We start from the raw sequence: 25,009 nt of genomic DNA, 5'->3' as shown, positions 1-25,009 counted from the left end.
AAAGTTTAGCTATTCAAAAGATTTGCTGTCCTTTTAATACTATATAACTTCGTAATTCTTTTATATTTTATTATATGATTACCTTGCCGTTTACCAAATGTTTTACTTGCGAAAACGGTTCAGCTACAAAATGATCTCTGTGTTTTATTTTTTCAGGGAAACGAACATGGTATTCAAATTCATCTTTGAAATGACGAATAGCAGCTGCGACAGGCCATGAAGCCGCGTCACCAAGCGGACAAATCGTGTTTCCTTCGATTTTGCTTTGAATACTCCATAATAATTCGATATCTTCTTCACGGCCGTGACCATTTTCAATACGATGTAATATTTTTTCTAACCATCCGGTTCCTTCACGGCATGGTGTACATTGTCCACAAGATTCATGGTGGTAAAAACGTGCAAAATTCCATGTATTTCTCACGATACAAGATGTGTCGTTGTAAACGATAAATCCTCCTGAACCTAGCATAGATCCGGTAGCAAAACCACCATCACTTAAGGATTCGTAAGACATTAAGCGATCCTCGCCATTTGCTGTTTTAAAAATCAATTCAGCCGGTAAAATTGGTACAGAAGATCCTCCTGGTACTAAAGCTTTCAAAGGTCTGTTTGAAGACATTCCTCCTAAATATTCATCAGAATTCATGAACTCATCTACAGATAAACCTAGTTCAATTTCGTAAACTCCAGGGTTTTTAATGTGCCCAGAAGCCGAGATTAATTTAGTTCCAGTAGAACGGCCAATTCCAATTTTAGCATACTCATCGCCAGAATTATTGATAATCCATGGCACAGCAGCAATAGTTTCAACATTGTTAACCACGGTTGGATTTGCCCAAAGACCTGAAACAGCCGGGAAAGGTGGTTTAATACGAGGATTTCCTCTTTTACCTTCCAGTGATTCAATAAGTGCAGTTTCTTCACCACAAATATAAGCTCCCGCTCCGCAGTGAACATATAAATCTAAATCGTAACCTGTACCTAATATATTTTTTCCTAACCAACCAGCAGCTCTTGCTTCGTTGATTGCTTTTTCTAAAATTTTGAAAACCCACATGTATTCTCCACGAATGTAGATGTACGATAGGTTTGCGCCAAGGGCAAAACTTGAAGTAATCATTCCTTCGATCAATAAGTGAGGAATGAATTCCATCAAATAACGATCTTTAAAAGTTCCTGGCTCAGATTCGTCGGCATTACAAACTAAATGTCTTGGTTTTCCTGATTTTTTATCAATAAAACTCCATTTCATTCCAGCGGGGAAACCAGCTCCACCACGACCACGAATACCTGATTTTTTTACTTCTTCAACAACTTCGTCAGGAGTAAGGGTTTTTAAAGCTTTTTCTACAGAAGCATAACCGCCATTTTGACGATACACTTCGTAGGTCTTAATACCCGGAATATTGATTTTGTCTAATAATATTTTCTTTGACATCTTATTTATCGTGTAATATTATTTTATCGTCTCTGCAATCAGCGATTAACTGATCGATTTTGTCTTCTGTCAGTTTTTCTTTGTAGAAATCACCTAATTGTAACATCGGAGCATACCCACAGGCACCTAAACATTCTACACCGGCAATGGTAAACATTCCGTCAGGAGTAGTTTCTCCCATTTTAATGCCTAATTTTTCAGAAGTATAATCCATTAAATTTTCGGCACCATTTAAACAACAACAAGAAGTCTGGCAAAACTCAAACATGTATTTTCCAATTGGTTTTTGGTTGAACATGGTATAAAAAGTAACCACTTCATAAACCTCGATTGGTTTTATCTGAAGAATCTCAGCCACTTTATCCTGTAGTTCAATACTAAGCCAGTTGTTATGTGCATCCTGAACTTCATGTAAAACAGGCAATAAAGCCGATTTTTGTTTGCCTTCAGGATAATGACTAATAAGTTCATTGATGCGGTTCATCAATGCTTCAGTCATGTTTATTTCTTGTTTGTAATGTTTACGTTCCATTTTTTATTATTTTGAATCTTAAATTTTAAATTTTAAATGTTTATGGCATTTATAATTTACAATTCAAAATTTATAATTCATTTTATGCGTCTAATTCTCCTGCAATTACATTTAAACTTGACAAAATAACAATTGCATCTGATAATAAAGCACCTTTGATCATTTCCGGATAAGCCTGATAATATATAAAGCAAGGTCTTCTGAAATGTAATCTGTATGGCGTTCTGCTTCCGTCTGTAACCAGATAAAAACCGATTTCTCCATTTCCTCCTTCAACAGGGTGGTAAATTTCTGCAACAGGTACAGGAACTTCTCCCATTACAATCTTAAAGTGATAAATCAAGGATTCCATTGAAGTATATACATCTTCTTTTGGAGGAAGGTAATAATCAGGTACTTCTGCGTGATATTCATTTCCAGCTGGCATTTTATCCAAAGCCTGACGAATAATACTTAAACTTTCCCAAACCTCGGCATTACGAACACAGAAACGATCGTAAGTGTCTCCTGATTTTCCAACAGGAACAGTAAATTCAAAATCTTCGTAAGAAGAGTAAGGGTGTGCTACACGTACATCATAATCGACTCCGGCAGCACGTAAGTTTGGACCTGTAAATCCATAAGCCATTGCTTTTTCAGCTGAAATAGCGCCTACGTTTACAGTTCTGTCAATAAAAATTCTGTTTCTTTCAAATAAGTTTTCAAATTCTTTCCATGCAATTGGAAATTCTTCAAGGAAAACATTTAATTTACGGAATGCTTCCGGAGACCAGTCTCTTTCAAATCCACCAATTCTTCCCATATTGGTTGTCAAACGGGCTCCACAAATTTCTTCATAGATTTCATAGATTTTTTCCCTAAACTGGAAAACGTATAAAAATCCGGTATATGCTCCTGTGTCAACACCAAGAATTGAGTTACAGATCAGGTGGTCTGCAATACGGGCCAATTCCATTACGATAACTCTTAAGTATTGAGCTCTTTTAGGTACTTCGATACCTAATAATTTCTCTAAAGTCATCCACCATCCCATATTATTAATAGGAGAGGAGCAATAGTTCATACGGTCTGTCAGAGGAGTAATTTGGTAAAAAGGACGATTTTCGGCAATTTTTTCGAAAGCTCTGTGAATGTAACCAATAGTTGGTTCAGCATCAAGAATTCTTTCACCATCCATCAACAGAATATTTTGAAAAATACCGTGTGTTGCAGGGTGCGTAGGGCCTAAATTTAGTACAGAAAGCTCGCTTCCGTCTTCATTCAGTCTTTCCTTAATTATTTTAGCATAACGATGCTCTGGTGATAATAATAGTTCTGACATTTTATAATGTTGAATTATTTATTTTTAGCAATTTGTTGTTGTTCTTCCAAAGAATCTGTCATCTTTATCCGTTCTTCCGCTGTCTTCCATCGGGAATTCTTTTCTCATCGGGAAAGAAACCATTTCATCCATATTTAAAATACGTTTCAATTGCGGATGACCGATAAAGTTTACCCCATAAAAATCGTATGTTTCTCTTTCCATCCAGTTTGAACTCAGGAAGATATTTGAAATTGTTTTTATTTCAGGTTTTTCTCCGTTAAGGAATACTTTGATTCTAATACGCTTGTTTTCGTACCAATTGTGCAAATGATATACTATAGCAAACTGACGTTCTGTTTCGTTATCCGGATAGTGGATACCGCATAAATCAGTTAAAAAGTGAAAACGTAAATCAGTATCATTTTTTAAAAAAAGAATCAGGGCTGTAATTTTATCAGCAGAAGTTTCAAATGAAAAAATATCTCTTTCCTGTTGAAAGTTAAAAACACTTGAGTCAAATGTTTCTATAAGTTTGTCCTGAATTAGGGTGTTTTCTAAAGCCATCTTATGAAATATTATAGGAAGCTAATAATTCTTGGTATTCCGGAGAGCTTCTTCGTCTCACAGATTCGCTTTTTACCAATTCTTGAAGTTTCATTACGCCGTCAACAATTTGTTCAGGTCTTGGAGGACATCCAGGCACGTAAACGTCAACCGGAATTACTTTGTCAATCCCTTGTAAAACGGAATAAGTATCAAAAATTCCGCCTGATGAAGCACAGGCTCCAACAGCAATTACCCAGCGTGGCTCAGACATTTGTTCGTAAACCTGTCTTAAAATAGGAGCCATTTTTTTGGAAATAGTTCCCATTACCATCAGCATATCTGCCTGACGGGGTGAGAAACTCACACGCTCAGAACCAAATCGTGCTAAGTCGTAATGTGACGCCATAGTTGCCATAAATTCGATTCCGCAACATGAAGTTGCGAAAGGCAATGGCCAAAGAGAATTCGCGCGTGCCAAACCTACAACGTCATTTAGTTTTGTGGCAAAAAAACCTTCACCAACAACACCTTCAGGAGGGGCAACCATATTTACATTTGAATCGCTCATTTATTTTAGATTTTAGATTCCTCATTTTAGATTTTAAAAATCTAAAAGTTGAAATCAATATTTTAAAAAAATCAATATTATATCTTGAGAAATTTCTTTTTTCAAATCTATCCTGATAACTATCGGGACTAAAATCTGAAATATTTAAATTTCTTTATTCCCATTCTAATGCTCTCTTTTTGATGATGTAGAAAAAACCAACCAAAAGTAAAGCCATAAAAACAATCATTTTCAACATTCCTTCAATTCCCAGTTCTTTAAAGTTTACTGCCCAGGGATAAAGGAAAATTACCTCTACATCAAACAGAACAAATAAAATAGCCACAAGGAAATATTTTACTGAAAATGGAATACGTGCGTTACCAACCGATTCGATACCACATTCGAAATTTTTGTCTTTAGTTTCTGAGGTTCTTTTTGGGCCTAATTTTCCGGAAATAATGATAGTTCCTACCACAAAACCTACCGCCAGAATAAGCTGCATTAAAATAGGAAGATAGCTGTATTGTTCAGATTGCATAAACTTAGGGTTTTTACTTAAAAAATAAGCCACAAAGATAGGTTTCAACTCTGTAAATCACAAGCTAAAAAAGGATTTAAGTATAGTGCTGAACAGGGTTTAAGTGTAATTTTTATTGATTATAAATAACAGGTTAAACTTTTACATTTTTTTAACAAGAAAGCAAAAAAAAACGTTTCGAAATCAATCGAAACGTTTTAAACCATTCAGGCAAAAAAAATAAATGCTATATTTTTCTTAGATCACTGCTACTTTAGCAGCAACTTTCCCTTTTCTTCCTTCTTCTTCTTCGTAGCTTACACGGTCACCTTCGCGTAATTCTTCCGCGTTAATTCCTGAAGCGTGAACGAAGATGTCCTTTCCTGTTTCTTCGTCTGTAATGAATCCATAACCTTTAGATTCATTGAAAAATTTTACTGTACCTGTACGCATTGTAATTGTAATAATAATTTATAATAAAGCAAATGTAACATATTAACTGATACAAAAGACAAGTACATGTTAATTTTTTGTAAAAATTATTGATTTCCAGTGTTTTTACGTGGTTTATTGCAAGTTTTTTTATATGAAATGCCCTTATTTGAGAATCATTAATTGTAAGAATATAAAAAACGATAATTTGTAAGAATTTCATATTTTGAAAAAATCAATATTGCGAAAATTTTTATGATTTTTTAATAAAAAGAAAAATGCAGCTGAAATTTCAACTGCATTTTTGGTATAAAACTATCTCGGTAAAATTAAACAAGGTCAATTTTAATGTGTAATTCTTTTAATTGCGCTTCATCAATTGCAGCCGGAGCATCAATCATAACATCACGGCCTGAATTGTTTTTAGGGAAAGCAATAAAATCCCTAATAGTTTCCTGACCACCTAAAATAGCTACTAATCTGTCAAGACCAAATGCTAATCCTCCATGAGGTGGTGCTCCAAACTGGAAAGCATCCATTAAGAAACCAAATTGTGCTTTTGCTTCTTCTTCAGTAAATCCTAAATATTTGAACATTAACTGTTGTGTCGCTTTATCGTGAATACGGATAGATCCTCCTCCAATTTCGTTTCCATTCAAAACCATATCGTATGCGTTTGCACGAACTTTTCCCGGTTCTGTTTCTAATAAAGCCATATCTTCTGGTTTTGGAGAAGTAAATGGGTGGTGCATTGCATGATAACGACCACTTTCTTCGTCAAGTTCTAATAACGGGAAATCTACAACCCATAACGGAGCAAATTCTTCTGGATTACGCAATCCTAAACGAGTTGCCAATTCCATACGAAGTGCAGATAATTGCGCTCTAGTTTTGTTAGCTGGTCCAGAAAGGACAAAAATCATGTCTCCAGGATTTGCTTCTGTAGCTTTTGCCCAGTTTGCCAAATCATCGTTATCGTAGAATTTATCTACAGATGATTTGAAAGTTCCGTCTTCGTTACATTTTATGTAAACCATTCCAGATGCACCAACCTGAGGACGTTTAACCCAGTCAATTAATCCGTCGATTTCTTTACGAGTGTAATTTCCTGCTCCGGGAACAGCGATTCCGACAACTAATTCAGCTGCATTGAATACAGGGAATTCTTTGTGCTGTGCAAATTCGTTTAATTCACCAAATTTCATCCCGAAACGAATGTCCGGTTTGTCATTTCCGTATGTTTTCATAGCATAATCGTAGGTAATTCTTGGGAATTTGTCTACTTCAATGCCTTTAATTTCTTTTAATAAATGTCTTGTCAGACCTTCAAAAATATTTAGAATATCTTCTTGCTCTACAAATGCCATTTCGCAGTCAATCTGAGTAAACTCAGGCTGACGGTCTGCACGTAAATCTTCATCACGGAAACATTTCACAATTTGGAAATATTTATCCATTCCCCCAACCATTAAAAGCTGTTTGAAAGTCTGTGGCGATTGCGGTAATGCATAAAACTGACCTTCGTTCATACGGCTTGGTACAACGAAATCTCTTGCTCCTTCAGGAGTTGATTTGATTAAGTAAGGCGTTTCAACTTCGCAGAAATCTAAATCAGAAAGATATTTGCGAACTTCCATTGCCACTTTGTGACGGAATAATAAACTGTTTTTTACCGGATTTCTTCTGATGTCTAAATAACGGTACTTCATCCTGATATCTTCTCCACCATCTGTTTCATCTTCAATAGTAAATGGAGGAGTAAGAGCAGTGTTTAAAATCGTTAATTCTGAAACTAAAATTTCGATTTCACCAGTCGGAATGTTTTTGTTTTTGGCTTCACGCTCAATTACAGTTCCTTTTACCTGAATTACAAATTCCCTTCCAAGAGTTTTTGCCAATTCAAAAACGGTTTTATCGGTACGGCTTTCGTCGAAAATAAGTTGTGTAATTCCATAACGGTCACGTAAATCAACCCAATTCATAAATCCTTTATCGCGTGATTTTTGAACCCAGCCCGCAAGTGTAACTTCGGTATTAATATTTGAGGCATTTAATTCGCCACAATTATGACTTCTATACATTGATCAAAATTTTAGACTGCAAAAGTAAACACAAAATTCAAATTAATGTAGAAAAGTAATAACATGATGCTTATAAATTTGAAATATTTTGTTAATGCCTAATTTTCTAACATAGAATTTCTTTAGATTTGATCTGCTAAACAAATAATAAATAAATTTCACACATATGAAAAAAGTTATTCTTTTAGGTTTGATTATGCTTAGCGTTTTTGGCGTTGATGCTCAAACTAAGAATCAGATTAAATTTACGGCTAAAATTACGAACAGAAATAGCGATACCTTGGTTATCCGAGGAGCAAATGATTTTAAACAAGCTATTCCCATTAACAAAAAAGGAATTTTTGCTGCTACTTTTGAAGCTCCAAAGGGGTTTTATCAATTTTCTGATGGTCATGAAGTTTCGAGTTTGTATTTAAAGCCTGATTCAGAAATAAATCTGACTATGGATGCAAAACAATTTGATGAAACGATTGTTTATAAAGGAAAAGGAGTTGATGAAAGCAATTTTCTGGCTCAGTACTCATTGAGCAATGAGAAATTTCAAAATGAGGCTTTTTCTAAAGACGAAACAGAATTTGCTGCACTTTTAGAAGCGAAGAAAAAGTGGGATAATGAAACCCTTGCAAATGGAAAATATGATGCAGAATTTCAAACCGCAGTAAAAAATGCATTCGTACAATTTCATCAATATGCGGCGCAGGCTTATGCAAGTAATGCGAAAACAAACAAACTTAAAGGAAAACCATCACCGGATTTCGATTATGTAAATTATAAAGGAGGAAAAACAAAACTTTCTGACCTTAAAGGAAAATATGTTTACATTGATCTTTGGGCAACCTGGTGTGGGCCTTGCAGGGCAGAAATTCCTTTTTTGCAAAAAATTGAAGAGAAATATCATGGAAAAAATATTGAATTTGTGAGTATTTCAATTGACAAGGAAAAAGACAATGAGAAATGGAAGAAATTTGTAGCCGATAAAAACTTAGGCGGAATCCAATTATTTGCTGATAAAGATTGGGAATCTGAATTTGTGACAAGTTATGGCGTAACCGGTATCCCGAGATTTATTTTAATCGACCCAAAAGGAAATATTGTAAATCCGGATGCAGAAAGACCATCCTCTCCAGAACTTCAAAAACAATTAGATTCATTGCTTAACTAAATTTATATCTAAAATTTACAACGTTATCGTAATTTTAAATATTTTTAAAAATCCCAGTAAAACCAATGCCTGAGCATTGGTTTTTTTATACCGTACTGATTTCCAATGTTAAGTTTTTACTCAATGTTACCAAATTGTTAAGTAAAAGTTTTTTTAATGTAAACTATTAACTATCTTTGATAAAGATTTGATAACATTAATACCTAAAGATATGAAAAAGTGTGTAATTTTAGCTGCAGTATTGTTCTCAGGGATTTTAGCTGCTCAAGAAACAAAACCTGAATTGGAAGCTGTTGGTAACAAAGTTAGAGCTACTTATTACTATGAAAATGGTAAAGTACAGCAGGAAGGTTTTTTTAAAGAAGGTAAATTAGACGGTGTTTGGGTATCTTATGACGAAAATGGAAATAAAAAAGCAATTGCAGAATACAAAGACGGATTGAAAACCGGAAAATGGATTTATTTCAACGACAAAAATATTTGTCAGGTAGATTATTCAAACAGCAAAATTAATTCGGTGAAAAACTTAGAAGAAAAAGTTATCGCACATACAAATTAAGATGATTTCAGTTAATTAAAAAAGGAGAAAATTCATTGAATTTTCTCCTTTTTGTTTTCTAAATCGTTTATTCTGTTTCTTTTGGTTTTAATGAAAAAGCGATGTAAAGTGTGAGGGAAGCCAGGACAATCCAGAAAACATCAATAAAGAAAATCTGAATACGGTTTTGAAGGAATGAACTCCAGAACCAGTTTCCGGAAACGATTCCGTTTGTAACCGGAATTAAGAACCCTAAAATACTTCCTGAAATCAAACACCATTTGTTGGTAAAGGCGTCATTCTTTTTGATAATAAAAAAGATTGCAAGCAATAGCCATCCAATAAAATAAATGCTGTATAAATTAGTTTGTGTCAAAGGATGAAATAATTTGGTCGAAATAAAAGCCAATGCCGTAACAGGATACATACTTAAACAAATGGCCAAATAAATTCGGACAACACCTTCGTTGAAACGACGTTTTTTTTCCGGCATGTTTTTCTTATCTCTTGCGATTAACCAAATCATTACTCCCGAAATAATCACAAAACAGGTTATAATTCCAAGAACAAAGCTTACAATTTTTAAGGCATATCCGCCATAATCACCAAAATGAATGCGGTATAAAACATTTTTTACAACATCTAAATAATGGTTTTCTGTTTCAGGATTTTTTCTTGCAACTTCTTTGCCGTCTGCAATACGATAAACTACTTTTCCGATTCCGGTAAATTTTTTGGTGCTTAATAATTCGCCTTCAACTAAAACATGCATATTGGTATCACCGTAGTTATGAATCATCACTCGGGTAATTTCAAAATCCTTCCAGTTACTTTTTGCTTTTGAAACTAATTGATTGATGCTAAAAGGGACTGCTAATTTTTTATTGTCAAATTTAAATTCAGGATCTGTGTATTCCAGTTCTTTATATAATTTATCCTGATCACCATTGTAAAGTGTCATTACAGCCGGAGCAACGATTAAAAGTTTAATCATAAAAAAAGCACCGGTTACGGCATATACAAACTGAAAAGGAAGGCCAATCATTCCTAATGCGGTGTGCGCATCTGTCCATAAAGTTTTAAGCTTTTCTTTTGGACGGAAAACATAAAAATTAGATACAATTTTTTTCCAGTGTAATAAAACGCCTGTAACTATTGCAAACAGGAAAAACAACGCAATAAAACCCGAAAGATAATATCCGGCAGGATAAGGAATTTGAGCTAAAAAATGCAGTCGGTATAAAAATTCTCCCAAAGAATAAGATTCTTCGTAGGTTGCTGTTTTATAATTTTTGGTATCTAAATAAAAAAAGCTTCCTTCTTTTTGTTTAGCAGGAGCGAGAGTATCTTTGGTTCCTTCTGCATAAATGTTAACCCTTCTTTCGTTGCTGTGCTTAGAAATGGTAATATTTCGCCCATGCAAAATATATTCTTTGTCCAGTTTTTTTAAGGCAGCGTCATAGTTTAAATCAATTTCCCGTGAAATAGGGGCTGATTCATTTCTCTCCCAATTGATGATTTCATCCCTGAAAAAGGAAAAAGAACCGGCAAAGAAAATCACAAAAAGAACTACACTGATAACAATTCCGCTAACAGTATGCGTATGAAAATAGATATTATAATTACGATTACTCATGGATTATTGTGCAGTTGGATTATAGGTTTGTCCTAAATATATAAAAAGAGAGAAAATTAGGGATAGAAGTATGTAAACCATCCAGATTTTCCATCCGTTTTTGGCTAAAAAAGCAACTACCATAAGCACCACCCAAAGGATAAAACCGCTAAAAGCCATTGTAATAAGAATATCTGCCCGGTTAAACCACGAAGCTAAAGCCAAATGAAAGGTAACCGAAACAAAATAACCACCCAGAATGGCAGCTGTAATTTTGGCAAACCGTTGCCATTTAGACTGAGTTAAGTATTTAGGATTTGCGGGCATATTTTAGGAGTAATAAAATTCTAATGAAGCTATAATTATAAAAAGAATCAATAATGCGAAGCGGCTTATTTTTTTTAGAGGTGTTAGCAAAACAATCAGGCTTCCGATGGCCATTAACTGAATAAAAAACAGCAGAGTTCCGCAGCCCAGTGATTGTGTAAAAAGCCAAAAACCATATGCAGTTAAGAGCAAAACTAATCCGGTGATTTTGGTTTGTTTTGGATTTTTCTGCATCCATTTTTCAAAACCTAAATCATAGGATAAAACAGCTCTTTTTGAAGTGTAATATAAAGTGTAAAAAGCTAAAAAAACGATAAGACTTGCTATTGTTATCATAATCCGAAATTTTATGAAGCAAATTTAGTTTTTGAAGTAACACAAAACAAATTATTTTTATTTGTTCCAAATAAGAAATAAGATTAAAAAGTAAATTAAATCAAAAAAGCCTGTTCATTAATTTGAACAGGCTTTTCAATTTAAATCAAAACAACAATTAATTAATGCGTATGTTTAGGGTTAAAACCGTCTTCGCTTAATTCTGTTGCCTCATAATCGGCAACCATTTCAGCTTCGTAATCGATTTTATCTCCTTTAGAGAATTTCTGAATTAATTTCTCCATAATATTATAAATTACTGGTACTACGATTAAGGTTAAGAATAAAGAAGAAATTAATCCTCCAATAATTACCCAGGCCAAACCGTTTTTCCATTCAGCTCCTGCTCCGGATGCTAATGCAATTGGGAACATACCGAAAACCATTGCAATTGTAGTCATCAAAATCGGACGTAAACGAGCGTGGTTAGCCTGAATTAAGGCTGTTCTGATAGATTCTCCTGCGGCTCTTCTTTGATTGGTATAATCGACAAGCATGATCGCATTCTTACACACCAGACCAATCAACATAATGATACCCAAAATGGTAAAGATGTTAAGTGAGTTGTTTGTTAATGCAAGAGCTAACATCGCTCCAATAAACGAAAGCGGAATAGCAAACAATACTACGAATGGGTGTGCGAAACTGTCATACAAACTCACCATTACAAGGTAAACCAAAATAATAGCTGCTAATAAAGCGATTCCTAAAGTACCAAAACCTTCAGACTGATTCTCCATATCACCACCCCAGATGTAGTTAACTCCGGCCGGTTTTTTAAGTTTGTCTAACTTCTCCTGCCATATTCCAACAATCGTTCCTGATGGTACACCAACGTTTTGTCCTTTTACAGTTACCGAAGCAGATTTATCTCTTCGCTCTAGCTGGCTAGGTCCAGAACCTTCTGTAATATCGGCAAACTGGGATAGTTTAATTTGTTGTCCCGCTGCATTAATGAAAATTAAATTACTTACATCTGTAATACTTTTTCTGTCGAATGCATTGTATCTGATGTTGATGTCATACTCGTATTCTCCGGCTCTGAATTTACCGTCTGTGTTTCCGCTAAAAGCAGTCTGCATTGTTAAACCAACAGTTTGAAGTGTCAATCCTAAAGCTGCCATTTTATCACGGTCCACTTTTACATTGATTTCAGGGTTTCCGTCTTCAACCGTTAATTTGATTTCTGTCGTTCCAGGAATAGTTCTCAATTCAGCTTCAGCTTGTTTCGCAAAAGCCATTGCAGCTTCTGTTGAAGGACCTGTAACGATCAATCCTAAGGTAGCATCTTCAGCAGTACCTAAGATACCAACAGGAACCGTTTTTACTTTTGCTCCAACTAATACTTTTTCAAGTTTACGTTTGATTTTAGCCGCATATACATTCGCATCATCCGTACGATCTTTTTGTTCGATCATTTTTACGTCAATCTCTGCTTTGTAAGCAGTAGCCTGAGATGCTCCAAAACCTTCAGAGGTTTGTCCTACAGTTGTAATCTGGCTGTGAACATATTCCTGAGATTTTAAGAAAGCTTCGGCTTTTTGAGTCATAAAGTTCGTTTGCTCTAAAGATGCGTCTTTTGGCATTTCAATCTGTACTAAGAACTCTCCACTATCAGAAGAAGCAAAGAACTCCCCTCCGATGAAACCTCCGCCCATTAATCCAATGGTAGAAGCAAAGAACAATATAATTACTACGACGAAAGTCTTGATATAATGATCTAAACACCATGTAAGTAAGTGAGAAACCCAGTCTGTGAAACGTGTTAAATAGTCTTCAAAACCAAGAATGATTCTTCCAAATAAATTCTTTCCTTCAATATGCTCTAATTTACCAAAACGAGATGACAACCATGGGATAATAGTAAATGAAGCTAAAAGCGATAACATCGTTGAGATAATTACTGTAACACAGAATTGCGTAATGATATTAGAAACCAATCCTGAACTCATCGCAATCGGCAAGAATACCACGACAATTACCAAGGTAATAGAAGTTACTGTACCACCAATTTCCGCTGTTCCATCGTAAGATGCACGGATTCGGCTTTTACCCATTTCCATATGTCTGTAAATATTCTCGAGTACCACAATCGCATCATCTACAAGAATACCAACAACAAGAGATAAACCTAATAAACTCATTAAGTTCAGGGTATATCCCATTAAATAAATTCCGATGAAAGTTGCAATCAACGAAGCCGGAATCGAAACCATTACGATCAATGAGTTTCTGATACTATGAAGGAAAAACAACATTACAAATGCTACCAGAATTACCGCAATCAATAAATCGTGAACTACAGAGTCAGCAGCTTCAAGAGTAAAGATTGTACTATCTTTTGCTACTTCCAGTTTAAGTTTATTTACCTCATAATCTTTTTCTAATGTTGCAATTGTTTTCAATAACTGCTCACTTACTGCTACGGCATTGGCATCAGATTGTTTTACGATTTGTAAAACGATCGCACTTTTTTGATCTACACGCGATATTTTTTCAGCGATTTTCTGCGTATCCTGAACATCTGCAATATCACCTAAACGAATTTGGATTCCATTTTGAGAAGAAACCACTAAATTTCTTAATTCTTCAACATTTTTATATTTACCTGCTAAACGAATTAATATTTTTTGGTTACGGGTCTGAATATTTCCTGTTGGGAAATCTAAGTTTGAAGTCAGAATATTTTGTTGTACCTGAGGAACAGACAATCCGTAACCCTGCATTTTTACTGCATCAAGATTTACCTGAATTTCACGCTCAGAACCACCAATAATATTTACCTGAGCTACACCTTGTACACGGGACAAAATTGGCGCTATTTTTTTGTCAATTAAGTCGTAAAATGCTGCTTCATCCATCTTACCATTTGCCCCAAGTGTCATAATTGGTAAATCACTCAGTGAGAATTTGGTAAGAGCCGGCGTTTTAACATCATCCGGTAAATCACTGATAATGGCGTTGATTTTACGCTGTGCATCATTAAGAGAAAAGTCGACTTTTGCGTTTGATGTCAACGTAATCGAAACGATAGATAAACTCTCGTAAGACTTTGAGTCAATCTTTTTTACGTTCTCTAAAGACGCTATCGCATCCTCAATTTTCTTTGTAACTGTATTTTCTACCTCACTTGGAGAAGCTCCTGGGTAAATCGTAGAAATTGTAATAACGTTTTGCTCAAATTTTGGAATCAGCTCATAGCCTAGTTGGCTGTAGCTGAACAATCCACCAAGTGTCAGAATTGTAAACAATACAATTACCAGCGACGGACGTTTTATGGATATTTCGGCTAATTTCATATATTTTGTTTTAGGCTGTAGGCTATACGCTGTAGGCTTTAGGCATTTATAAAAAGGCTTAAAGCTTATTGCTTACGGCTTAAAGCGGTCAATTATTTAATAATTTCTACTGTATTTCCGTCTTGTAAGTTGATCTGACCTGTAGTGATAACTTTTTCTCCGTCAGATAATCCGTTGATAATTTCTACCTGATCTCCTAAAATTCTACCAGCAGTTACTTTTTTCAATTTAGCTTTACCATTTTCAGCTACAAAAATTTCGTTGCTGCTCACACTTCCAACAAATGCATTTCTTGGTACCACCATTAAGTTTTGTTTCTGTTGTTTTGAAGCAAAATTTGCAGTTCCGTACATACCTGCTTTCAGGTCATTGTTAGAATTGTTTGTGATTTCAATTTCAACAGGGAAGTTTAAGCTTGCGTCTGCTTTTGCAGCGATAAAAGTAATTTTGCCAGGGAATGTTTTATCTGGGTAAACACTTGCTGTAACATTAATATTATCTCCTTTTTTCAAGCTGGCTACCTGATTTTCGTTTACTGTAACAGTCAGCTTTAATTTAGAAACATTAACGATATCAAATAAGGCAGTTGCAGGCATGCCGGTTAAGATAGATCCCGGTTCAACGTATTTTTTGTTGATAAATCCGTTGATTGGCGCTTTTACTTTTGTATCACCGACATTAATGTTTGCTTGTTTTAAATTAGATTCAGCATTTGTTAAAGCCAATTTTGCCTGATCTAATTGTTGTTTTGTAACACCACCTGTTTTAAAAGCATTTTCATATCTCGCATAATCAGATTTTGCATTTTGATAAACAGCCTGAGCCTGTTGTGCACTTACATTAATTACGTCACCTCTCATGGTCAGTAAAGTCTGACCTACTCTTACATAATCTCCTTCTTTGACCAAAACACTAATTACTTTTCCGGATTTTTCAGCAGAGAAAGTCAATTCCTGAGTTGGTGCAAAGTTTCCATTAGCAACGAAATCCAATGAAACTACTTCTGTTTTTACAGGAGTTACTTTAACAGAAACAGCAGCATTTTTCTCAGCTACGATATCTGTTTTCGCTTTGTTCTCGGCCTTATTTTTAGTTAATACGAATCCAATTAGTGCTAATGCTCCAACTATGACTACAATTGTTATAATAATTTTTTTCATTTGTTCAGTTATTTAATAAGAGTTTTTAGTTCGCCTTTTGATTTGATTAGAGATATTTCGGCAATTTTATAATTTAAAACTGCTCTTGTAAAATTGTTTTGAGCTTCCTGATGTGCATTTTCAGCATCTAATAAATCGGTTAAAGATGCTAATCCCTGAAGATAATTGTTTTTTGTATTGCTTAAAATCTCACGGGCTAAACGCATGTTTTCTCTTTGGTTCTCAATAGTAACCATGTTATTATTGATTTGGGTCATTGCATTTCTGTAGTCCAGATCCAGTGAAAGTTTAGTGTCTTTCATGTCCTCCTGAATCGATCTGATTTCAATATCAGCCTGTCTTACTTTAGCACGGGTTCCAAATCCTGTAAAAATTGGTATATGTAAGTTTAATCCAATTGCAGAGAAATCTGACCAGTAAACCCCTTTTTCGGGTTTTGCAAACCACGGAAGTTCAGGTCCCTGACCAATATAGTTATAGCCTGCAGTTAATGAAAGTGTTGGATAATATCCTGCTTCAACAGCTTTTTTATTATATACTAACAGTTCTTCCTGTTTTTTCAAAAGCAGATATTCTGTTCTGTTTTCTACATTTGGGACTTCAGTCAATGCAGCAGGTACAGCTTCAAATTCTTTTTTTGGAATTTCAATTTGAGTTTCTATAGGCATACCCATATAAAATTTTAAAGAATTTTCCTGTAATTCAACTTGGTTTTTAACCTGCTGGCGGTCTGTATCAATATTGGATAGTTTTACAACAATTCGATCCAGATCAATTTTTTTGGCTAAGCCGTTTTCAAATTGTCCTTTTACAATATCGTGAACTTTTGTCGTATTAGCATAAGTACTGTCTAAAAGGGTTAATCTTTCACGCTGTACATAGACAGAGTAATAATTGTTAGCTACTCTTTCAATTACCTGTTCTTCTGTTAATTGATCGTTTATTTGGTAAAATTCACGTGTAGATTTTGCCGCTCTCAATCCTGTAAAAACAGATTGATCAAATATAGCCTGAGTTAAAGAAACTCCGGCAGTTGATGTCCATTTCTGACCAAATGCTGCCTGAATTGTAGTTCCCGGAGCATTAAATGCCGCTCCGTCAATAACAGTTGTCTGAATGATTGGATTGTATGTCAAATTACCATTGGCAGATATTTGTGGTAATGCTCTTGAACGTATTTCCTGAATTTTATATTCACTGTTTTCAACCTCTAATTTAGATTTTCTCGCTTCGGCTTTATTTTGAAGCGCATACGTAAGAGCATCTTTTAAGGTTAATGTCTTGACTTGTGCATTGGCTGAGAGGCCAACGGAGCACAAAAATATTAGAATTATTCTTTTCATATAGTTTATAGATTGACGATTAATTTGTAATTTTTTTAAGTTGTTTTTCCAGTTCCTGTATTCCTTTTTCAGTAGCCATTGCTCTGGTATGATATTCCAACGCTTCCAATTCCATTTTCTGTGCTTCTCTTTCTGAAATCGTTGTTTCGTTAATGTGAAAAACCAGTGTGTAATAAAATTTCACATAAACATCAACATTAAGATCTTCACGATAAAATCCTTCACGGATTCCTTTTTCAATATTTGCTCTAAAATACTGAGTACACTGATCGATTTCTTTTGTTAGTACTGTCTGATAGATTTCAGGATAATGTTTTTTTAACTGATAAATAGGGGAGGTATCAATATTATTTTTAAACATATCGCGAAACATTTCCCTGATTTCAAAATTTTCCTGAATCGAATTATAATCTTTGGCCACAATAGTGTCGATTAAATCATGCACTTGTTTATGTACCGTTGCTGTGCTTTCTTCGATTAAAACTTCCTTATTACAAAAATATTTGTAGATCGTTTTTTTTGAAATACACATCTCTCCTGCAATATCATCCATTGTAACGCTCTTAAAACCGAGTTTTAAAAATAAATCACTTGCTTTTGATATAATTTTCTCTTTCATTTTAATTCTAAATTCTATTACAGAATATAATGAGGGTAACTAAAGTTAACGAAAAAGTTCCCTATTATTGTAATAATTTTATATTAACTTATTCATTTTGTAGTGTTTATATGCTAAATTCTAAATTTGCAATAAGCTTGATATCTCTTCCAAGGGCTAAACCTCCGTTATGATTAAATGAGTTATAATCAAGGCCAAAATCCTGACGTTTGATGTCACCTTTAATTTCAAAAGCTACTTTTTTCTCACCATTGTAGGTGTTGACTCCAATAAATTCTGCATCTAGTTCCACAACTTTGGTAACATCTTTTATTGTTAAATCGCCTTTAAAGAAATTGATGTTATTATTCACTTTTTGAAAAGAAGTCGATTTAAAACTGATAATCGGATGCTCGTTTACATTAAACAAATCATTTAGCTGTAGATGTGAATCTATTTGCTGAAAACTATCATTTTTATTGTTTATGTCTAAAGAAAATTCGACTGAAGCATCCTCAATTTCATTGTCTTCAATGTTTACATAGCCATCAAATTTATTTGTGGTTCCTCCTAAATAAGCGATAATCGAATGTCTCATTTTTATTAAAACATCAGACTGGCTAGAATCTAAAGTCCATGTTGTTCTCATAAATATTTGATTTTAGTGAGTTTATAAATCACATAAATTCTTTTGGAAACTTTTCTAGTGTTTTTAGTTTCCGTGTGCAAATATAGACAGGAAACTCAAAATACCAAAAAAGTTTCCGTGTTTTTTTTGAATAATTTTAAGAAATTAAAAGAAACTTGAAATCCGACAGGATTTAAATCCTTTTTTAGCATTTAAATTTTAGACCTTAATATTTCATATTTGAATTGTATCTTTGAGCCTCGCAAATCAGAAATTCATTTTATGCACGATATTAGCCAGTACCAGGATTTTTTTATTGATTATCTAAAAAGCCAGAACATAAGCAGAGAGCCTAAAAATCTATATGAACCTATTGAATATATTTTAGGACTTGGTGGCAAACGGATACGTCCTGTACTAACTTTAATGGCGGCAGAAGTTTTTGATGCCGATTATAAAACCGCACTTCCGGCTGCAATGGCGGTAGAGGTTTTTCATAATTTCTCTTTGGTTCATGATGATATTATGGATGATGCACCATTACGCAGAGGACAAGTTACGGTACATGAAAAATGGAACCTGAATACCGGAATTCTTTCCGGAGATGCAATGCTTATCCTCGCATATCAATATTTTGAGCAATACGAACCGGAAGTTTTTAGGGATTTAGCGAAACTTTTCAGCAAAACAGCCCTTGAAGTTTGTGAAGGCCAGCAATGGGATGTGGATTTTGAATCCCGTACAGATGTTACGATTCCGGAATATTTGAAAATGATTGAATACAAAACAGCTGTTTTGGTTGCTGCAGCCATGAAAATGGGCGCTATTGTAGCAAAAACTTCGGAAAAAGAAGCCGATTTAATTTATGATTTCGGACTTAATTTAGGATTGGCTTTTCAGCTTCAGGATGATTATTTGGATGCTTTTGGAGATCCTGAAACTTTTGGAAAACAAGTTGGAGGAGATATTATCGAAAACAAAAAAACCTATTTGTATTTAAAAGCTGTTGAGTTTTCTGCTCCTGAAAAAGCAGCAGAATTGCAAAAGTTATTCAGCTTACAGTTGGAAGACAACACAGATAAAATAGAAAATGCCAAAGCGATTTTTAACGAATCAGGAGCTTCAAAATCAACTCAGGAGGCTATCGAAATGTACACTTTTAAGGCTTTTGAAACACTTGAAAAAATGGATATCAACGCAGAAAAGAAAAATATCCTGAAGACTTTTGGTGAAAATCTAATGGGCAGAAAGGTTTAATATTCAAAAATTATGGATGCCATAGTAAATGCTTTTTTCTTTACTGATAAAAATAGCAATGCCAGCAAACAGTTGATTTTTGCGGTATGTTTTCCTTTTTTTACATTTTTTGCCTTAGGAATTGACAGCGTTCCGTTTAGTAACTATTATTTTGACGGTCGGCAAATTACAAATGTTTTAGCGATACTTTATTTTTCTTTCTTCTTTTGGGTTTCAGGTTCTTATTTAAGGAAGCTCATGTTTGTAATGGTTTTTTTGTCTTATATAGGAGAAGTACTTTTTTGCACCTTGCTCGGAATGTACAATTACAGGACAACCGATATTCCGCTCTATGTTCCTTTTGGTCATGCGATTGTGTATGCTTCAGGGTATGTTTTTGCGCATACGGATTGGGCTGTTAAAAATGATACGGTTCTAAGAAAATATTTTGCAGCAGGATTCGCTTTATTATTTTTATCTGTCGGAATCCTTCTGAAAGATGTTTTTTCGCTGATTTTCGGATTGCTTTTTTTTTGGGTTTTAGAGAGAAAAAAATGGCAGAATTTGTATTATTTCATCGCTCTTTGTGTTATATTTATTGAGCTTGCCGGAACGTATTTTGAATGCTGGAAATGGGTGCCAAAAACTTTCGGGTTGATACCGGCTGCCAATCCGCCAATGGGTGCTGTGTTTTTCTATGCAGGCGGCGATGTCCTCTTATCTAAAATTGTAGATTATTGGAAATCAAAAACAACAACTAAAGAGTTTGATTTGAATTAGTTGATTTTTGAAATTGAAATTGAGTTTGATTTTTGTCATTGCCATTGAATCTTGAAATTAAAAATATGTATGTTTCTCCCTTAAATACCGATTTGTTGTTCGAAGAAGCTCAAAAAGATTCTTTGTATGTTAAATTAATCGAACAGCTCAATAAAGATTTTAATCTGGCAAATGAAGGAATCGATTTTCCGCTGAGCATTAATCCTGAAGAATTAAAAATTCAGCTTCACGAAAAAATTTACAGAATGATTCAGTACAAATTTGCTGAATACCTCAATCTACTTTATATAATTGATGTTCCTGAAAACGAAATCAAACAGCTTGACGGATCAGATTTGGTAATTCTCGCAGAACAGGTTTCTTTTTTGATTTTGAAGAGAGAATGGCAGAAGGTTTGGTTTCGGAATTTTTATAAGTAAGTTATTCAGTTATCAGAATACTATAATTTTCAGGTCTTACGATTTTTTTTAATTTATCTAATTCATCGGGAAAACCAAATATACTTACATCTATTTTACTTCCTATAATCTGGAATCGATTGCATTTAAAGCAAATTTTCGAAATGCCAATTATTTTTTCCCTCTTTTTAAAAATAAAAATATCCCTATATTCTGCAATACATGCAGCTGCGTCAGGAATTGGTAAGTCTTTTTCACTAAATACAGATTCAATGTTTTTCTGTTGCTTAATGTTTAATTTTGACTTTTTATAATTGTGTTTCAGTAAAATTTTCTCAAAATCTTCTGGAATATTATCTGGATAATGCCCAACAAATAAATCACTGAATTCAAGTTCTTTTTCAGTTTTATTATCTTTTCTTATAAGTTTAGAAAAATCATCATCAGAAAAATTTAAATAATAATGTTCAATTTCATCCGAATCAAAAAAAGGTCTTAATTCTTTTTTGACTGTTTTTTGGTTTTCAGAATCCGTCTTTTTAGAATTATTACAACTTGAAATGATTATAGCTGTAATTATAAAGATGTATTTTTTCAAATCTTCACGTTTTAAATAACTTAGAAACTTAGTATCTCAGAACCTTAGCGCCTTCAAAAACTAAAAATACACCCTCACAAAAGGCATAAAACCAGAGCCGTACAAACTTTTATCTTCGTCAAACAGTACATCATATCGTGCCCCAATAGTAACGTTTCCGGTTCGGTAGCCCGCTCCCAGATATAAGGCCGTATTCCAAAAATTATCTGAATAAGATGGGTAGAGAGGTGTTTCATCAAAATCTCTGTTTACTCTTACCTGCTCCAGTTCGGCAGATAATTGAACTTGAGGAATTGGATTTACAAGTCCAATAAGGCTTCCTCCATAAACAAAAGATTCATATTGGTTTTTTGATGACAGATAGCCAAACTGCAAGCCAACACCAACCGAAACAATTTCGTTCACATTATAAATAGCACTCGGCATGACCGAAATATCGGTATAACCGGAACCAAATCCAAGCCCCAATCCACCACCAAACTGAACCTTATCCCAAAAGTTAGGACTTTGGTCAATAGTGTAGTTTTGTTGTTGTGCAATAGTTGAATTTGAGAATAAGAGTGTCAAAATCACAAAAATTGATTTGAAAACGATTGAAAGATGCATTTTCTTCATAGTTTAGGCTATTTTTAACAAATTTTTACGTAAAAGTACGTAAAAAAATCATTTAAATAATATCGATTGTTGTACTTTTGCCGTTCTATATAACAAAAAGTATATTCACTCAAATATTATGGATAGGTTTTCATTTTTAAATGCAGCGCATACCGAGTTTTTTGCACAATTATACGATCAATATTTAGTTAACCCAGACAGCGTTGAGCCAAGCTGGAGAAGTTTTTTTCAGGGCTTTGACTTTGGACAAACAACTTATAATGATGAAAATCCTGTGCAAACAATCGTTGAGTATGTAACTACTAACGACAACACAGATTACAGTAAAGTTTCTGAAAAATTACAAAAAGAATTTAACGTTTTAAAATTAATTGATGGCTACCGTACACGTGGTCATTTGTTTACTAAAACAAACCCGGTTCGTGATCGCAGAACGTCATCGCCAACTTTGGATATTGAAAACTTCGGATTAACAACTGCTGATCTTTCCACAGTTTTTGATGCTGCTCAGGTTATCGGGGTTCCTCCTTGTACTTTGCAGGATATCATTACCCGTCTTAAAGCAATTTACTGTCAGCATATTGGTGTTGAATATATGTACATCAGAAACCCTGGTGTTGTAAAATGGATTCAGGACAAATTGGGTGTAAATAACAATCAGCCTGATTTTTCTAAAGAAGAAAAACAAACTATCCTTACTAAATTAAATGAAGCTGTTTCTTTCGAAAACTTTTTGCATACTAAATATGTAGGTCAAAAGCGATTTTCATTAGAAGGTGGAGAATCTATCATCCCGGCTCTTGATGCTTTGATCGAGCAGGCAGCAGAAAAAGGTGTTGAGCAGTTCGTAATGGGAATGGCACACCGTGGACGTCTGAACGTTTTAGCAAACATCTTCGGAAAATCAACTCAGGATATCTTTAGCGAATTCGACGGTAAAGATTACGATCAGGAATATTTTGACGGAGACGTAAAATACCACTTAGGTCTTACTGCCGACAAAAAAACAAGATCAGGAAAAAGCATCAATATCAATTTGGCACCAAACCCTTCGCACTTAGAAACGGTTGGAGCAGTAATTGAAGGAATTACAAGAGCAAAACAGGATAAATATTTCCCTAACGATTTCTCAAAAGTATTACCAATCGCCGTTCACGGAGATGCTGCAATCGCAGGACAAGGGTTACTTTATGAAATCATTCAGATGGCACAATTAGACGGTTACAAAACCGGAGGTACCATTCATATCGTAATCAACAATCAGGTTGGATTTACAACAAACTATTTAGACGCCCGTTCATCAACTTATTGTACAGACGTTGCAAAAGTGACACTTTCACCAGTATTACACGTAAATGCTGATGATGCTGAAGCTGTTGTACATGCAGTATCTTTTGCATTAGACTACAGAATGCAGTTTGGACGTGACGTATTTATCGATTTATTAGGGTACAGAAAATACGGTCACAATGAAGGTGATGAGCCTCGTTTTACACAGCCGGTTTTATATAAAATCATTGCAAAACATAAAAATCCAAGAGACATTTATGCAGAGAAATTATTGTCTGAAGGTGTAATTGATGCATCTTATGTAAACGGTCTTGAGAAGGAATACAAAACAGATTTAGAGGAAAACTTAGAAGCGTCCCGTAAAAAAGCATTGACAATCATTACACCATTCATGCAAAATGAGTGGAAAGGATTCGAGCAGGTTTCTGATGATGTAATGTTGAAAAAAGTAGATACTACTTTCGCTAAAGAAGGACTGGATTCTATTATCAATACCATTTCTACTTTACCTTCGGATAAAAAATTCATTAATAAAATCAATAAAATTGTATCTGACAGAAAAGTTGGTTACGATAATAATACTCTTGACTGGGGGACAGCAGAGGCTTTGGCTTATGGTTCTCTTTTAACTGAAGGATTTGATGTTAGAATTTCCGGTCAGGATGTGGAGCGTGGTACTTTCTCACACCGTCATGCTGTGGTTAAAGTGGAAGATTCTGAAGAAGAAGTAATTTTATTGAACAGCATCGAAAACAAAAAAGGAAACTTTGGCGTATTCAATTCACTTTTATCAGAATATGGAGTTTTAGGATTTGATTACGGTTATGCTTTGGCAAACCCGAAATCTCTAACAATTTGGGAAGCACAATTCGGGGATTTCTCTAATGGAGCTCAAATTATGATTGACCAGTACATTTCTTGTGGTGAAGATAAATGGAACAACCAAAACGGTATTGTTTTATTATTACCTCACGGATATGAAGGTCAGGGGGCTGAGCACTCTTCAGCAAGAATGGAACGTTATTTACAGCTTTGTGCAAGGCATAATATGTATGTCGCAGATTGTACAACGCCAGCGAACTTCTTCCACTTGTTAAGAAGACAAATGAAAACGAATTTCCGTAAACCTTTAGTAGTTTTCTCTCCAAAAAGTTTATTGCGTGATCCAAGATGTGTGTCTTCTGTAGATGAATTAGCAAACGGAAGCTTCCAGGAAACTATCGACGATACTACAGTAAACAAAAAAGACGTAAAAACTTTGGTTTTCTGTACAGGTAAATTCTACTATGATATTGCTGCCGAAAGAGAAAACAACGGAAGAAAAGACGTTGCAATTGTTCGTATTGAGCAATTATTCCCTTTCCCTGCTGAGCAAATCAAAGAAATCATTGCAAAATACCCAAAAGCAGATGATTATGTTTGGGCACAGGAAGAGCCTAAAAACATGGGAGCTTACAGTTTTATGTTAATGAACTTTGATCTTGTAAAATGGAGATTAGCTTCATTAAAAGCATATTCTGCTCCGGCTGCAGGAAGCTACACACGTGCAAAACGTCGTCATGCAGATGCAATCAGAATGGTATTCGATAAAAATTTATTCAGATAATTAAAAATAATTGTTTCAAGTTTAAAGTTTGAGGTTATT

At 34.5% G+C, this 25,009-nt stretch carries 24 protein-coding genes; 6 read left to right on the top strand and 18 right to left on the bottom strand.

Features of this window, described 5'->3' with window-relative positions:
- Positions 1-70: 70 nt before the first annotated feature.
- The 8 genes from nuoF to aspS form a co-directional block, all read right to left on the bottom strand.
- Positions 71-1,441 carry an NADH-quinone oxidoreductase subunit NuoF gene (gene nuoF / locus GWR14_RS11445; RefSeq protein ID WP_163409160.1) on the bottom strand — a complete coding sequence of 457 codons (1,371 nt, stop codon included), beginning with the start codon at positions 1,439-1,441 and terminating at the stop codon, positions 71-73.
- 1 nt (position 1,442) lies between these two features.
- Complete coding sequence (locus tag GWR14_RS11440; RefSeq protein WP_163409159.1) at positions 1,443-1,973, bottom strand: complex I 24 kDa subunit family protein; 531 nt, start codon at positions 1,971-1,973, stop codon at positions 1,443-1,445.
- Positions 1,974-2,055: 82 nt separating this feature from the next.
- A complete protein-coding gene (locus GWR14_RS11435) occupies positions 2,056-3,294 on the bottom strand; it encodes an NADH-quinone oxidoreductase subunit D (protein WP_163409158.1) in 1,239 nt (412 codons plus the stop codon).
- 24 nt (positions 3,295-3,318) lie between these two features.
- A complete protein-coding gene (locus GWR14_RS11430; RefSeq protein WP_163409157.1) occupies positions 3,319-3,840 on the bottom strand; it encodes an NADH-quinone oxidoreductase subunit C in 522 nt (173 codons plus the stop codon).
- Between the two features lies 1 nt (position 3,841).
- The gene (locus GWR14_RS11425) at positions 3,842-4,390 is read right to left on the bottom strand and encodes an NADH-quinone oxidoreductase subunit B (protein WP_031454074.1); all 549 of its coding nucleotides are present in this window, start codon (positions 4,388-4,390) and stop codon (positions 3,842-3,844) included.
- A 154-nt stretch (positions 4,391-4,544) separates the two neighbouring features.
- Entirely contained in the window at positions 4,545-4,910 is a 366-nt protein-coding gene (locus tag GWR14_RS11420; protein ID WP_163409156.1) for an NADH-quinone oxidoreductase subunit A, read from the bottom strand.
- A 237-nt stretch (positions 4,911-5,147) separates the two neighbouring features.
- Positions 5,148-5,342, bottom strand: coding sequence for a cold-shock protein (locus GWR14_RS11415; RefSeq protein ID WP_007137066.1), 195 nt, complete (start codon positions 5,340-5,342; stop codon positions 5,148-5,150).
- A 308-nt stretch (positions 5,343-5,650) separates the two neighbouring features.
- On the bottom strand, positions 5,651-7,402 hold the full coding sequence (gene aspS, locus GWR14_RS11410) for an aspartate--tRNA ligase (RefSeq protein WP_163409155.1): 1,752 nt from the start codon (positions 7,400-7,402) through the stop codon (positions 5,651-5,653).
- A gap of 166 nt (positions 7,403-7,568) precedes the next feature.
- Here aspS and GWR14_RS11405 point away from each other — a divergent pair, with 166 nt between their 5' ends.
- The gene (locus tag GWR14_RS11405; RefSeq protein WP_163409154.1) at positions 7,569-8,564 is read left to right on the top strand and encodes a TlpA family protein disulfide reductase; all 996 of its coding nucleotides are present in this window, start codon (positions 7,569-7,571) and stop codon (positions 8,562-8,564) included.
- 211 nt (positions 8,565-8,775) lie between these two features.
- Positions 8,776-9,123, top strand: coding sequence for a toxin-antitoxin system YwqK family antitoxin (locus tag GWR14_RS11400; RefSeq protein WP_163409153.1), 348 nt, complete (start codon positions 8,776-8,778; stop codon positions 9,121-9,123).
- A 67-nt stretch (positions 9,124-9,190) separates the two neighbouring features.
- Here GWR14_RS11400 and GWR14_RS11395 read toward each other — a convergent pair whose 3' ends face one another.
- The 8 genes from GWR14_RS11395 to GWR14_RS11360 all read right to left on the bottom strand — a co-directional run bounded on the left by GWR14_RS11395 (position 9,191) and on the right by GWR14_RS11360 (position 18,468).
- Positions 9,191-10,738, bottom strand: a complete 1,548-nt coding sequence (locus tag GWR14_RS11395) for a PepSY-associated TM helix domain-containing protein (RefSeq protein WP_163409152.1) — start codon at positions 10,736-10,738, stop codon at positions 9,191-9,193.
- Positions 10,739-10,741: 3 nt separating this feature from the next.
- Entirely contained in the window at positions 10,742-11,044 is a 303-nt protein-coding gene (locus GWR14_RS11390; protein ID WP_163409151.1) for a hypothetical protein, read from the bottom strand.
- Between the two features lie 3 nt (positions 11,045-11,047).
- Positions 11,048-11,380 carry a hypothetical protein gene (locus GWR14_RS11385; RefSeq protein ID WP_163409150.1) on the bottom strand — a complete coding sequence of 111 codons (333 nt, stop codon included), beginning with the start codon at positions 11,378-11,380 and terminating at the stop codon, positions 11,048-11,050.
- A gap of 161 nt (positions 11,381-11,541) precedes the next feature.
- On the bottom strand, positions 11,542-14,718 hold the full coding sequence (locus GWR14_RS11380) for an efflux RND transporter permease subunit (RefSeq protein WP_163409149.1): 3,177 nt from the start codon (positions 14,716-14,718) through the stop codon (positions 11,542-11,544).
- A gap of 92 nt (positions 14,719-14,810) precedes the next feature.
- Positions 14,811-15,878: an efflux RND transporter periplasmic adaptor subunit gene (locus GWR14_RS11375; protein ID WP_163409148.1), complete on the bottom strand. Its 1,068-nt coding sequence runs from the start codon at positions 15,876-15,878 to the stop codon at positions 14,811-14,813.
- Positions 15,879-15,886: 8 nt separating this feature from the next.
- A complete protein-coding gene (locus tag GWR14_RS11370) occupies positions 15,887-17,221 on the bottom strand; it encodes a TolC family protein (protein WP_163409147.1) in 1,335 nt (444 codons plus the stop codon).
- A gap of 19 nt (positions 17,222-17,240) precedes the next feature.
- Entirely contained in the window at positions 17,241-17,840 is a 600-nt protein-coding gene (locus GWR14_RS11365; protein ID WP_163409146.1) for a TetR/AcrR family transcriptional regulator, read from the bottom strand.
- Positions 17,841-17,946: 106 nt separating this feature from the next.
- The gene (locus tag GWR14_RS11360) at positions 17,947-18,468 is read right to left on the bottom strand and encodes a YceI family protein (protein ID WP_163409145.1); all 522 of its coding nucleotides are present in this window, start codon (positions 18,466-18,468) and stop codon (positions 17,947-17,949) included.
- A gap of 261 nt (positions 18,469-18,729) precedes the next feature.
- Between GWR14_RS11360 and GWR14_RS11355 the strand changes: the two genes are divergently transcribed.
- The 3 genes from GWR14_RS11355 (at position 18,730) to GWR14_RS11345 (ending at position 20,882) form a co-directional block, all read left to right on the top strand.
- A complete protein-coding gene (locus GWR14_RS11355; RefSeq protein WP_163409144.1) occupies positions 18,730-19,704 on the top strand; it encodes a polyprenyl synthetase family protein in 975 nt (324 codons plus the stop codon).
- A gap of 12 nt (positions 19,705-19,716) precedes the next feature.
- Positions 19,717-20,463, top strand: coding sequence for a hypothetical protein (locus GWR14_RS11350; protein ID WP_163409143.1), 747 nt, complete (start codon positions 19,717-19,719; stop codon positions 20,461-20,463).
- A 65-nt stretch (positions 20,464-20,528) separates the two neighbouring features.
- Positions 20,529-20,882 carry a hypothetical protein gene (locus GWR14_RS11345; protein ID WP_163409142.1) on the top strand — a complete coding sequence of 118 codons (354 nt, stop codon included), beginning with the start codon at positions 20,529-20,531 and terminating at the stop codon, positions 20,880-20,882.
- 1 nt (position 20,883) lies between these two features.
- Here the strand turns inward: GWR14_RS11345 and GWR14_RS11340 are convergent, their stop codons facing one another.
- Both GWR14_RS11340 and GWR14_RS11335 read right to left on the bottom strand, forming a co-directional pair.
- On the bottom strand, positions 20,884-21,459 hold the full coding sequence (locus GWR14_RS11340) for a hypothetical protein (protein WP_163409141.1): 576 nt from the start codon (positions 21,457-21,459) through the stop codon (positions 20,884-20,886).
- 60 nt (positions 21,460-21,519) lie between these two features.
- On the bottom strand, positions 21,520-22,074 hold the full coding sequence (locus GWR14_RS11335; RefSeq protein ID WP_163409140.1) for a hypothetical protein: 555 nt from the start codon (positions 22,072-22,074) through the stop codon (positions 21,520-21,522).
- 118 nt (positions 22,075-22,192) lie between these two features.
- Between GWR14_RS11335 and GWR14_RS11330 the strand changes: the two genes are divergently transcribed.
- Positions 22,193-24,970, top strand: a complete 2,778-nt coding sequence (locus GWR14_RS11330) for a 2-oxoglutarate dehydrogenase E1 component (protein WP_163409139.1) — start codon at positions 22,193-22,195, stop codon at positions 24,968-24,970.
- Positions 24,971-25,009: the final 39 nt, after the last annotated feature.

Origin of the sequence: Flavobacterium ajazii (genome assembly GCF_010614725.1) — a bacterium.
Taxonomy (GTDB): domain Bacteria; phylum Bacteroidota; class Bacteroidia; order Flavobacteriales; family Flavobacteriaceae; genus Flavobacterium; species Flavobacterium ajazii.
Note: the sequence above shows the minus strand (reverse complement) of the source record. Positions and strands in the feature narration are given on the sequence as shown.

Excerpts from the sequence above, each read along its gene's own strand:
- GWR14_RS11380 (WP_163409149.1), bottom strand. The coding sequence starts at position 14,718 with ATGAAATTAGCCGAAATATCCATAAAACGTCCGTCGCTGGTAATTGTA.
- GWR14_RS11435 (WP_163409158.1), bottom strand. The coding sequence starts at position 3,294 with ATGTCAGAACTATTATTATCACCAGAGCATCGTTATGCTAAAATAATT.
- GWR14_RS11385 (WP_163409150.1), bottom strand. The coding sequence starts at position 11,380 with ATGATAACAATAGCAAGTCTTATCGTTTTTTTAGCTTTTTACACTTTA.
- GWR14_RS11425 (WP_031454074.1), bottom strand. The coding sequence starts at position 4,390 with ATGAGCGATTCAAATGTAAATATGGTTGCCCCTCCTGAAGGTGTTGTT.
- GWR14_RS11415 (WP_007137066.1), bottom strand. The coding sequence starts at position 5,342 with ATGCGTACAGGTACAGTAAAATTTTTCAATGAATCTAAAGGTTATGGA.
- GWR14_RS11360 (WP_163409145.1), bottom strand. The coding sequence starts at position 18,468 with ATGAGAACAACATGGACTTTAGATTCTAGCCAGTCTGATGTTTTAATA.
- GWR14_RS11330 (WP_163409139.1), top strand. The coding sequence starts at position 22,193 with ATGGATAGGTTTTCATTTTTAAATGCAGCGCATACCGAGTTTTTTGCA.
- GWR14_RS11365 (WP_163409146.1), bottom strand. The coding sequence starts at position 17,840 with ATGAAAGAGAAAATTATATCAAAAGCAAGTGATTTATTTTTAAAACTC.
- GWR14_RS11400 (WP_163409153.1), top strand. The coding sequence starts at position 8,776 with ATGAAAAAGTGTGTAATTTTAGCTGCAGTATTGTTCTCAGGGATTTTA.
- GWR14_RS11440 (WP_163409159.1), bottom strand. The coding sequence starts at position 1,973 with ATGGAACGTAAACATTACAAACAAGAAATAAACATGACTGAAGCATTG.
- GWR14_RS11355 (WP_163409144.1), top strand. The coding sequence starts at position 18,730 with ATGCACGATATTAGCCAGTACCAGGATTTTTTTATTGATTATCTAAAA.
- GWR14_RS11395 (WP_163409152.1), bottom strand. The coding sequence starts at position 10,738 with ATGAGTAATCGTAATTATAATATCTATTTTCATACGCATACTGTTAGC.
- aspS (WP_163409155.1), bottom strand. The coding sequence starts at position 7,402 with ATGTATAGAAGTCATAATTGTGGCGAATTAAATGCCTCAAATATTAAT.
- GWR14_RS11370 (WP_163409147.1), bottom strand. The coding sequence starts at position 17,221 with ATGAAAAGAATAATTCTAATATTTTTGTGCTCCGTTGGCCTCTCAGCC.
- GWR14_RS11350 (WP_163409143.1), top strand. The coding sequence starts at position 19,717 with ATGGATGCCATAGTAAATGCTTTTTTCTTTACTGATAAAAATAGCAAT.
- GWR14_RS11345 (WP_163409142.1), top strand. The coding sequence starts at position 20,529 with ATGTATGTTTCTCCCTTAAATACCGATTTGTTGTTCGAAGAAGCTCAA.
- GWR14_RS11375 (WP_163409148.1), bottom strand. The coding sequence starts at position 15,878 with ATGAAAAAAATTATTATAACAATTGTAGTCATAGTTGGAGCATTAGCA.
- GWR14_RS11420 (WP_163409156.1), bottom strand. The coding sequence starts at position 4,910 with ATGCAATCTGAACAATACAGCTATCTTCCTATTTTAATGCAGCTTATT.
- GWR14_RS11390 (WP_163409151.1), bottom strand. The coding sequence starts at position 11,044 with ATGCCCGCAAATCCTAAATACTTAACTCAGTCTAAATGGCAACGGTTT.
- GWR14_RS11430 (WP_163409157.1), bottom strand. The coding sequence starts at position 3,840 with ATGGCTTTAGAAAACACCCTAATTCAGGACAAACTTATAGAAACATTT.
- nuoF (WP_163409160.1), bottom strand. The coding sequence starts at position 1,441 with ATGTCAAAGAAAATATTATTAGACAAAATCAATATTCCGGGTATTAAG.
- GWR14_RS11405 (WP_163409154.1), top strand. The coding sequence starts at position 7,569 with ATGAAAAAAGTTATTCTTTTAGGTTTGATTATGCTTAGCGTTTTTGGC.
- GWR14_RS11335 (WP_163409140.1), bottom strand. The coding sequence starts at position 22,074 with ATGAAGAAAATGCATCTTTCAATCGTTTTCAAATCAATTTTTGTGATT.